General features: G+C 46.6%; 1 protein-coding gene. It reads left to right on the forward strand.

Annotated features, from left to right (window positions below; genetic code table 11):
* Positions 1-32 precede the first annotated feature (32 nt).
* The coding region (locus RDW05_RS02710; RefSeq protein WP_307977755.1) for a filamentous hemagglutinin N-terminal domain-containing protein at positions 33-11,739 on the forward strand (11,707 nt) is incomplete at its 3' end.

Here is an 11,739-nt window from a genome sequence, read left to right on the forward strand (position 1 = left end):
TGAATATGCAGCTTAAATGAAGGGAGAAAAAAATGAAACAAAAGGATAGTTTAAATAAACGTTTAAATACGCGTCTGGCCAGCCTTGTAATGCTTTCTGTGCTTTCAGTGCCATGGGTTGCCAGTGCCGCAGGCAACAGCGTTGTTGCCAACAACATGCTTCCCGGTAATGGGCAACAAGGTAACGTAATTGCCGGTAAGATTGAAGGTGGTTTTAACGGCAGCTGGACTCAGGGCAACCAGATGAATTTGCACCAGACGACGCAAAATGCCATTGTCACCTGGGACAGCTTTTCTATCGGTGCCAATGCCAGCGTAACTATCCGTGGTGACCACAATAACTTTAATATGCTGAACTATGTTACCGGCAGCGAAAGCTCGCAGATTTACGGCAAGCTGAATTCCTATGTCGGTGATAAGCAGGGCGGCAATATCTATCTTGTAAACCCCAACGGCGTGCAGATTTGCAACAGTGCGGAAATTAATGTCGGCAGCCTGCATATTGCCAACAAAAAGATAGATAATATCACCACCTGGACCGAAAATACTGATATCGCCAACGCGCTGAAGCAGAGTAAGGCGATGACCAACGCCGAGCTGATGAGCTTGGGCTATATCAACGCCAATAAGCTGGTCTTTGAAGGCGAGCGTGTAGTTATTGATATGGACCGCCTCAGCGGACTTGATACCACTAAGGCTGATGCCTTGACTATTGTCAGTCAGCCTTATGATGGCAAGAGTTTTAACGATAACCGCAAATATGATATTGTACTTGGCAGCAGTACGCCGAAGTCGGAAAAGGCCAAAAAATGGGGCGAATATATTGAGTTTGCTGATAATGTTACCGGAGATAGATTGCAAGGCACGGTTCAAGCCGGCAATCCGGATGCACCGAACCAGTCCATTACGGAATTCTTTACCTACCGTTGGATTAAGGATGGCAAGGAATTAGAAAAAATTGGCGAAGAGACCGGCTGGGGCATGGGTGATCATTATGCCCTGCGCTATTCTATTGACCTGACGGGCAGTGACCAGACTCCTATCGGCGCTACTGCGGATAATGCCTTCAAGGGCAAGTTCGATGGTCTTGACAATTCTATCTTTGGTCTGAGCATTAATAACAGTGCTAACAGCAAGGGCGATGCTACAGGCCTCTTTGGCTTTACTGACGGCGCCATCATGGGTAATGTAACGCTGATTGCCGGTAGTGACAGTGTATCCATACAGGGCGGCACTACTGATACCGGTGCTTTTATTGGTCATGCGGTGAATACCACGGTTAAGGGCGTCAACAGTACGTTGAAGGTCAGCGGTAAAAACAATGTTGGCGGTATTATCGGTTATGCTAAGGAAGATCGTTCTCTTACCTATAATTTTGCTGATCCTGCGGGTTCTGTTCAACCGGACAGCCGCAGCAACGAACTGTCGAATCTGACCAACACCGGTAATGTCAGCGGTGTTACTAACGTTGGCGGCCTGGTTGGCTATATGGATGGCGGCAAGCTGTCAAATGATGAGGAAAACCGTGCTCAGTACAAGGGGTCTTATAACCTTGGTAAAATTACCGGTATAGATAAGGGTACCGACTATTCGTCTAATATCGGCGGCTTGATTGGTAAAGCAGAAAATGCGACTGTTAGTGGCACGAAGAATACGCTGATTAACTATAATACTGTTGAGGGTGGCTATAATGTTGGCGGCATCGTCGGCAACGCCGCTAATACTACCGTTGCCAATGCTTCTAACGAAGGCATTGTCAAGGCCAACGGTTTTACTTTTGACAGTTATATTTATCATACAGATTACCAAAGCTGGAAGAATTATGGCACTGATATGCATGAGGTCAAGGTGCGTGCTGCCAATGTCGGCGGTATTGTGGGCAACAGCAGTGCCGGCAGCGAGCTGAAGGATGTAACCAACAAAGCAGATGTAAGCTCCGCACTGGTAAAGAAATCAACTAACCAAGATAATCCTAGCGGTTTTGACCATTATGCTGCCGGCAACGTAGGCGGTATTGTCGGCCGTGCTGAAGACAGCAATATCACCAATGCTAATAACGTAGAAAGCAATATCCGCGGCGCTATGAACGTGGGCGGTATTGCCGGCTATTTTGGTTCCACGGATGTAAATAATCAAGAAAAGAAGGATTACCGTATTCTGAATGCTATTAACAACGGCGGCGATATAATGGCTACCGGCGGCATTAATGAGAATGGCGGCTTTACTTACGAAATTACCCGTAATGATTACAATACCCAAAATAATGAAAAATATATCACCGGTAACATTGGCGGCATAGCAGGCTATCTGTATGGTGCGCCGGTGCGTATTCAGGCTGCCGGCAACCGTGGCGATGTGCATACCGAGGCGGATACGTCGAAGCGGACGGCACAGGCTGCCAATGTCGGCGGTATTGTCGGTAAAATTGACATGCCGAAGGCAACGAATAGCGATGGTAACGTTCTGACTGATGACGAGCGCTTGGCAATCATCAAGAGCGATACAAGTGCTGCAGGTAATAGCGGTTATGCCAATGCAGTAGTTTCCAGCAGCTATAATACAGGTAATGTTAAGGGTTATACCAATATCGGCGGCATTGGTGGCTTTGCCTATAATGGCAGTATTGCTGCTTCCTACAATGTAGGCGATATTAAAACAACACGTCTCAATGCACAGGGTACGACTCCAATTAATATGGGCGGTATCCTGGGTGACAGCACCGAACAAGCCAACGGCCGCATTATCATTTACGATACCTATAACAAGGGTACGATTGGCGACAGCAGCTATACCACGTATGGACGCCATGTGGGCGGCATTGTCGGCCGTTTGAGCGGCATTGTTGAAAAAAGCTATAACAACGGCGATATTTACAATGGCTACAACGTAGTTGGCGGTATTGCCGGCTATTGGTACAGTGGCTATCTGAAAAACGTTTTCAACACCGGTAATATTACTGTATATAACAAGAGCAATACGGATAGCCAGGTAGGCGGTATTGTTGGCTCTGTAGATCTGAACGGTGGCAATAAGAGCTGCGGTGAAATTGAAGATATGAGTATTGCCAATGCTTATAACCTTGGCTCTTTGCGTTCCTTTAAATTTACTAATAATAAATGCAACGTAGTTGGCGGCATTTTGGGTGCTACATATACTTGGCCAAGTAGTTTTAATCCTGGTAGTAACCACAAGTTGAATATAAGCAACGCCTACACTATGGGCAATTTGTATGTTGACAATTATTTTGTAGGGGATATAGTTGGTGCTTTTCCTAAGAACACGCGAAGTAATGTTACGTTCAAGAATGTTTATTACATTCGTCCGCAGACAGATAATGGTTACATTGATTTGACAACACCTCCTTCCAATATTCCTGGTATTACTATTCAACAAAACGCCAAGGTCATTAACTATAATGAGTTGGCGGATATGAGCAAGTGGGGGGACTTTGGCTTTTCCAAACAGACGCATGGAACAATAACAGGAGCAACGGATGATAACTGGCGTATGAGCAATGGTGCCAGCCTGCCGATGCTGAACGCCTTCCTGTCAGGCTCGCATAAATATTTCAGCCAGGACAGCAACTGGCAGGCGTTTATGAAGGATAATGAGGGTGCCAATGTGCAGTATGGCACGGCCTATGATCCGCTGCTGACTATTATCACCACCAAAAAGGATTTAAGCTTCAACTGGAGCGATATGGACCTGAAGAACAATGGCTCTCTGGCAGTTTTTGGCTTGCATGATACTGCAACAAATCTTAACTATACACCTGGCTTGACGCTGAACAATGTAGAAATTACCAACAGCACGCATATTTTTGGCGGTACTATTTACAGCGATGGCTTGCTGGAGCTCAACGCCAAGGATGATCTGAAAGATGGCCTGCGCTTTGGTATGGACAGCAAGCTTTACGGCAGTGACGTTGTGTTAAATACCAACAGCTCTATGGAGCTGAGTGGTAGCGTTATTGCTACCGGTAATCATAACGAGCTTTCCAACTTTGATCCGGAAAAATCGCTTCAGCATGGCATAAACATCAACGCCGCTGATTTAACTGTCTATGGTAAGCTGATTACCATGGGGGATGAGAAAGAAAGCACCCATGTTATTGTTCCCGGCATTAACTATGGCTATGGTAATTCCCTGGGACTGGACAAGGAAAATGTGTCAGACCAAAACAAGGCAATGACCTCTCAAGGCATGACTCATGCTTATTATCTGAAAACTAATACTGCCAAAACTGGCGATATCACTATCAACACCATGGAAAATACCCTGGAGAATGGCACGTATATGAGCGGCAGCGCCAACCTGCTGTACGGCAACTATAAAAAAGGCAAGCTTGAGACCAAGGGCAACCTGACTGTCAGCAGCAGCGGCAATATTTTGGTGGATAGCGACCTTGATGTCGCAGGCAGCATTAACCTAGGCGGTGCTGAAGTCCCTGATGGCTCCGGCGATGTCTATGTCAACGATATTACGCTGGACCTTTCCAATATCGGCGGCGAGCTGAAGGGCAACGACAAGGTGAAGGCGCTGCATAAATTTATTGATGCGCATAGCACAGAAGCAACCGGTATTTATGGCAATAACAACAGCGAGTATACAGATGACAAGCGTTCCATGAAAATCACCTTCGACCTTTGGGATGATAATTATGAGGTTGGCGGCGTTACAGGAAATCTTAACTATACAAAATATGACCTGACAGAAGATGGTACTACTACTGTCACGTTGATAGATAAGCTGAAGAACCTGTATGTGGAATCAGCTGGTACTAAATATAACGAAAGCAATATCCGCAATGTTATTTATGCCTGGATAAGCAATGCCAACGAGCTGAATTCCCTGCAGCGTGTGGCTGAAAAACTGACTGACAGAGATGCTTTAAGCTATAATTACGTCCTGAAAAATGATATAGATGCCAGCGGCCTGGTAGATGCAAATGGCAAGAGCACCTATAATACTATTGGTAGAGGCGATATAGAATTTACGGGAACATTTGATGGCAATGGTCATACGATTGTCGGCTTGCAGGCTAACGGTGGCCTCTTTGGCAAGCTGGGCACTGGTGCGGTAGTTAAAAACGTAAACATTTCCTCTTCCGTATTCACAGGCAAAAATACTGGTGACAGCGTTGGCGCTGTAGCAGCAGAAAATAACGGCGGCACCATCAGCAATATTTCCGGCTATGGCAATACTGTGAAAGGCAATGGCGGTTATATTGGTGGCCTGGTAGGCAAAAACTACGGCGGTATTACTAACAGCGATGACCAGAGTACGGTTATCGCCGGTGCGAATACTGTAGCAGGCGGTATTGCGGGCGTTAATGCCGGTACTTTTGATTGGGATACTTTTGTGGCGAAGGTCGGTTATATAGATAATGTTCAAAGCAACAGTGCTGTGACAACTGCCGGCCTGACTGCTGGTCAATACGCATCTAATCTGGGCGGTATTGTCGGCATCAACGAAATGCATCCGTTTATTAGCGGTTTGGGACCTGCATTGGACACGGATATTGATAATGTTTCCGCCCATGGTGTTACCGGTAAATCGGGCAGTACTAAAATATCCGGTGGCATTGTCGGTACCAACAACGGCAAGCTTACCAATGTTTACAATGAGAGTATCATCCACGGCTTTGAGGCTATTGGTGGTATTGCCGGCACCAATGTGATGCTCGATCCGGAAGACTGGTCAGCTAAGCAGGCAACGCTGGAAAACATTGCCAACGCTGTAGAAATTATTGGCGATGCAGGCAGCCAAAATGTCGGCGGTCTGGTAGGTATGCAGGACCATGCTAGTGCAAACCAGGGACGCAATACCGGCGCGATCACCGGCTGCACTAATGTTGGTGGCATGGTTGGCTATAACACAGCGGATTCCTACCTCAATAACCTGGAAAATTCTCCGCAGGCTACTATTACCGGTATTACTAATGTCGGCGGTATCGCCGGTGTCAACGAGGGCGAAATTTCCGCAGATGACCAGATGAACCTGGTGAACAGCGGTGAAATCTACGGCTGGCACAATGTAGGCGGCATTGCCGGTAAAAACAGCGGTAAAATTGATAATGTCAATTCCAATATCAACCTGTATGTGATTGATAAAGAGACCAGAAATGCTTTGAAGGGCAGCACAGATATTGCAACTAACGCTCAGTTCTTTGGCGGCGTTACCGGTGAAAATGTGGGCATTATCACCAATGCGACCAACAGGGCCAGAGTGGATGCTGCGCAGGCTTCCTATGTAGGCGGCATTGTCGGCAAGAACACGCAAGACAGCGACAAGGTAGGCCAGCTGCTGGGCATGGGTAACAGCAATGAAGGCTTTGTCATCGGCAAGAACTATGTCGGTGGTGTTATCGGCAAAAACGAAGTGGCTATTACCGGTACTGCCACACAAAGCGTAGGTATTGTCAACTCCGGTACCGTTATTGCTACAGCTGGTGGTGCTGGTGGCATCATTGGTGAAAACAGTGCGGATATTACCCACGTCATCATGAAAAATGAGGGCGAAGTGCATGGTAATGCTTCTATTGAAGGAAGTAAGGAAGAAAACGGCACCGGTGGTATTATCGGTGTAAATGCCGATGGCGCGAATATCAGCAATTCCTCCCTGATGAACAGAGTAAATGGTAATGTCAGCGGTGTAGCAAATGTAGGCGGTATTATCGGTATCAACCATGGTGTTATCACCGGTGGGCGCGATGCCAAGGACAATTATTACAAGTACCAGATTTATAACAACGGTACGATTCAGGCAGGATCCTATAATGCAACAAACGGTACTATTACAGCGTTTGCAGGAGAAAACATCGGCGGTCTGCTTGGCAATAACAGCGGCACGCTGACGGCAGGCTATAACACCGGTGTGGTCGATGCAGGACAAAGCAGCAACGTTGGCGGCATTGCCGGTACTAACAGCGGCACGCTGGACCAGGTGTTCAACAGCGTAGTAACAGTTACCAAAACTGCAACAGGCGAAACTGATGCCGAAGGCAGAAAGCTTTATAATTATACCTATACCGATGGCGGTGCAATCAGCGGCGCTAGCAATGTCGGCGGTATCGTTGGCAGTAATAAGGCTGGAGGCAAATTGAGCAATGCTTATAGCAGTACTGCGGTAGCAGGCGTTAGCAATGTGGCGAACATTGTGGGCAGCAATGCAGGCCAGGTAAGCAATATTTATGGCTATGCAGAAAATGGCAACACCAACGTTAATGGTAGCAATGTCAGCAACAGCTATATCATCAAGAAAGACGGTACGCTGGCAGAAAATGGCAATGATGCCAAGAAGCTGGGCAGCTACGATTTTGATGATAAGGATAAAACCTGGAAGCTTTACGATAAACGCACTAACCCGCTGCTGAAGGTGTTCCTAACTAAGGTTACGGTAGCAGATGACCTGCCAAAAGGTTGGGTTTACGATGCGACAAATCATCTTGATATCCATGGCTGGATTGAAAACGGCAAGCTGACTACAAATGATCCGGCCAACGATGCCTTTAAAGCGTATAAGAACAACAACAGTCTGCTGCAGGGCGAAGAACTGAAAAACGTCGATACCTACAGCAGTTGGCTGTGGTCCGGGCAGATTGCCAGCGGTGGCGAAGTAGGCCCCAACAACCTGGGCTATGACTTTACCGTGGGTGATATTACTGTTACCAAAAAGGTGCTGAATGTTACCGGTAATACTGTTAACAGAACGTATGGCGATTTGCTGAAAAAACATGACTATGCATTGAGCATTAATGGATTTGACGGCTTCAACGACGCTATGAAGGCAGAGCTGGATGGCAAGGTAACTATCACTGATTCACAGGATACAATCCAAAACAGCAAGGATACAGGTATTATTACTGTTGGGGATGAAAAGCGTACTAAGGATAAGGGAGCGTATAATTGGCATGCAGGCGTTAAGCTTGATGAAAGCCTTATAGGCAATTATGAATTCATAAACGATGGTGAGAGCAGCACAACGACGACAGTTCATGGCGTATCTAATGTTTTGGCGCGCAAGGTTTACCTGAATAATATTAATGCTAATCTGACCTACGGCAGTAATGATGCTATTAATAACCATATCAATGGCGTGGTAAGCATTAAGGATTTGGCAAATGCTATTGTTTATGGTGATAACGTCAAGCTGGCTGATGGTGCCGTCGTTAATGTGAAGGATGGCAGCAGCTATGCGACTAATAAGGGCGGGCGCAATACTGCGGATGCTGGTACATATGATAACAGCCTGAAGATTGATAATGCAGCGCTTACCGGCGATGCAAGTAAGTTGGGCAACTATGAGCTGGTTAATGACGCTACAGGCAGTATTACAGTTGACCAGGCAACTATGCACGTTAAGCTGAACGATGTTGAGCGTACCTATGGCAATACAGCGCTGATTAATGGTACAGCATATGGCGTTAACAGCCTGCTTGGTAATGTCAACGGTGATAATTATGCTGCTGGCGATGTAACTATAAACAAGGTTACCGGCGATGGCGCGCTGACAGGCGCAAGCACAGGCAAGGTAACTAATGATGCTGATGATGCTTATACGTGGAATGCCAATGTGGTTACAGCGAACGATAAGCTTAAACAAAACTACAAGCTGGTTGTTGATGATGGTGCTTCCGTGGTTAAGCAGGCAACCTTGCAGGTAAGCTTGAATGACGTAGTACGCACCTATGGTAATGCAACGATTACCAGTGGCGGTTACAGCGCAAGCGGTATCGAAGGCCTGGTAAACGGCGACAACTATGACGCAAGCGCAATCACAGTAAACAAGACAAGCGATGGCGCAATTGCTGGCGTAAGCGGCAGCAAGGTAACGAACGATGCTGGCGGTTATACTTGGAGCGGTACTTTAACAACAGACAATGCAGCACTGAAGAATAACTATAAGCTGGAATTGAAAGGCGATGGCAAGTCTGTTGTAGGCAAGGCAACGCTGAATGTTGGCCTGAGTGACGTATACCGCACCTATGGCAATGCAAAGATTACCAATGGCAGTTACAGTGCAGGCAACATCACCGGTCTGGTAAACGGTGATAACTACAATGCCAATGACTTTAGGGTTACAGTCAACAGCGATGGCGCAATTGCTGGCGTAACAGGCGACAGGGTAACGAATGACCATGGCGACTATACCTGGAGTGGTACTGTAGAAGCTAATAATGCAGGCTTGAATAAGAACTACGATTTGGTAGTGAATGCAAATGGTAAGTCGTATGTAGACAAGGCACAGCTGAACGTAAGCCTGAACGATGTAGTACGCACCTATGGTAATGCAACGATTACTAGCGGCGGTTATGGCGTAAGCGGTATTACCGGTCTGGTAAATGGTGATAGCTATAATGCCGGCGATGTTAAGGTAACAGTTACTGGCGATGGCGCCTTGACCGGCAATACTGAAGGCAAGGTTACTAACAATGCCGGCGATTATACCTGGAGCGGTACAGCAACAACAGATAATGCAGGATTGGGCAAAAACTATAATTTGGTAGTAACTGCAAATGGCAAATCTACGGTTGAAAAGGCAATGCTGAATGTTGGCCTGAGTGACGTAGTACGCACCTACGGTAATGCAGCGATTACCAGTGGCGCTTACAGCGCAGGCAACATCACCGGTCTGGTAAACGGCGACAGCTATAATGCCGGCGATGTTAAGGTAACAGTTACTGGCGACGGCGCAACTGATGGCGTAAGTGGTAGCAAGGTAACGAACGATGCAGGTAACTATGAGTGGACAGGCAGCGCAAGCACTACAAATGCAGGCTTGGACAAGAACTATAATCTTGTAGTGAAAGGCAATGGCAAGTCTAAAGTTGAAAAGGCAACGCTGAATGTTGGCCTGAACGACGTAGTACGTACCTATGGTAATGCAACGATTACCAGCGGCGGTTACAGCGCAAGTAATATCACTGGTCTGGTAAACGGCGACAGCTATAAAGCCGGCGATGTTAAGGTAACAGTTACTGGCGATGGCGCGCTGACAGGCAATACAGAAGGAAAAGTAACAAACGATGCTGGCGATTATAGCTGGAGCGGTACTTTGACAGCAGATAATGCTGGTTTGGACAAAAACTATAAGCTTGTAGTAACTGCAAATGGCAAGTCTAAAGTAGAAAAGGCAACGCTGAATGTTGGCCTGAACGACGTAGTACGTACATATGGTAATGCAACGATTACTAGCGGCGGTTACAGCGCAAGCAAGATCACCGGACTGGTAAACGGCGACAGCTATAATGCAAGCGATGTTAAGGTAACAGTTACTGGCGATGGCGCACTGACAGGCGCAAGCACTGGCAAGGTAACAAACGATGCTGGCGATTATAGCTGGAGCGGTACTTTGACAGCAGATAATGCTGGTTTGGACAAAAACTATAAGCTTGTAGTAACTGCAAATGGCAAGTCTAAAGTAGAAAAGGCAACGCTGAATGTTGGCCTGAACGACGTAGTACGTACATATGGTAATGCAACGATTACTAGCGGCGGTTACAGCGCAAGCGGTATCACCGGACTGGTAAACGGCGACAGCTATAAAGCAAGTGATGTTAAGGTAACAGTTACTGGCGATGGTGCACTGACAGGCAATACAGAAGGAAAAGTAACAAACGATGCTGGCGATTATAGCTGGAGCGGTACTTTGACAGCAGATAATGCTGGTTTGGACAAAAACTATAAGCTTGTAGTAACTGCAAATGGCAAGTCTAAAGTAGAAAAGGCAACGCTGAATGTTGGCCTGAACGACGTAGTACGTACATATGGTAATGCAACGATTACTAGCGGCGGTTACAGCGCAAGCGGTATCACCGGACTGGTAAACGGCGACAGCTATAAAGCAAGTGATGTTAAGGTAACAGTTACTGGCGATGGTGCACTGACAGGCAATACAGAAGGCAAAGTAACAAACGATGCCGGCGATTATACTTGGAGCGGTACAGCAACAACAGATAATGCAGGCTTGGATAAGAACTATAATTTGGTAGTAACTGCAAATGGCAAGTCTAAAGTAGAAAAGGCAACGCTGAAAGTTGGTCTGAACGATGTAGTACGTACCTATGGTAATGCAACGATTACCAGCGGCGGTTACAGCGCAGGCAACATTACCGGTCTGGTAAATGGTGATAGCTATGACGCAAGCGCAATCACAGTAAACAAGACAAGTGACGGTGCAATTGCTGGCGTAAGCGGCAGCAGGGTTACTAACGATGCAGGTAAATATGAGTGGACAGGCAGCGCAAGCACTACAAATGCAGGCTTGGACAAGAACTATAATTTGGTAGTAACTGCAAATGGCAAGTCTAAAGTAGAAAAGGCCAACCTCGTAGTAAATCTGAACGACATCACCCGCGTTTACGGTAACCTGGATGCTAAGGACTACAGCAACGCATTCACCTTTGGTAACAATGCAGGCTTAGTCAATGGTGATAACGGTCTGGTAATCAATGCTAACAAAGATGGCGCAATTACCGGCGGTACTCTCACCAATGTAGAGAAGACTAACAACGTAGGCAGCTACGAGTGGAATGGTACTGCCAGCGGTGTAGATAACCTGAACACTAACTACGATGTAACAGTTAACGCAGGCAAGTCCGACGTAACGAAGGCTAACCTCGTAGTAAATCTGAACGATATCACCCGCGTTTATGGTAATCTTGATGCTAAGGATTACAGCAAAGCATTCACCTTTGGTAACAATGCAGGCTTAGTCAATGGTGATAACGGTCTGGTAA

It is taken from the genome of uncultured Phascolarctobacterium sp., assembly GCF_902463975.1.
In the GTDB taxonomy this organism is placed as follows: domain Bacteria; phylum Bacillota; class Negativicutes; order Acidaminococcales; family Acidaminococcaceae; genus Phascolarctobacterium_A.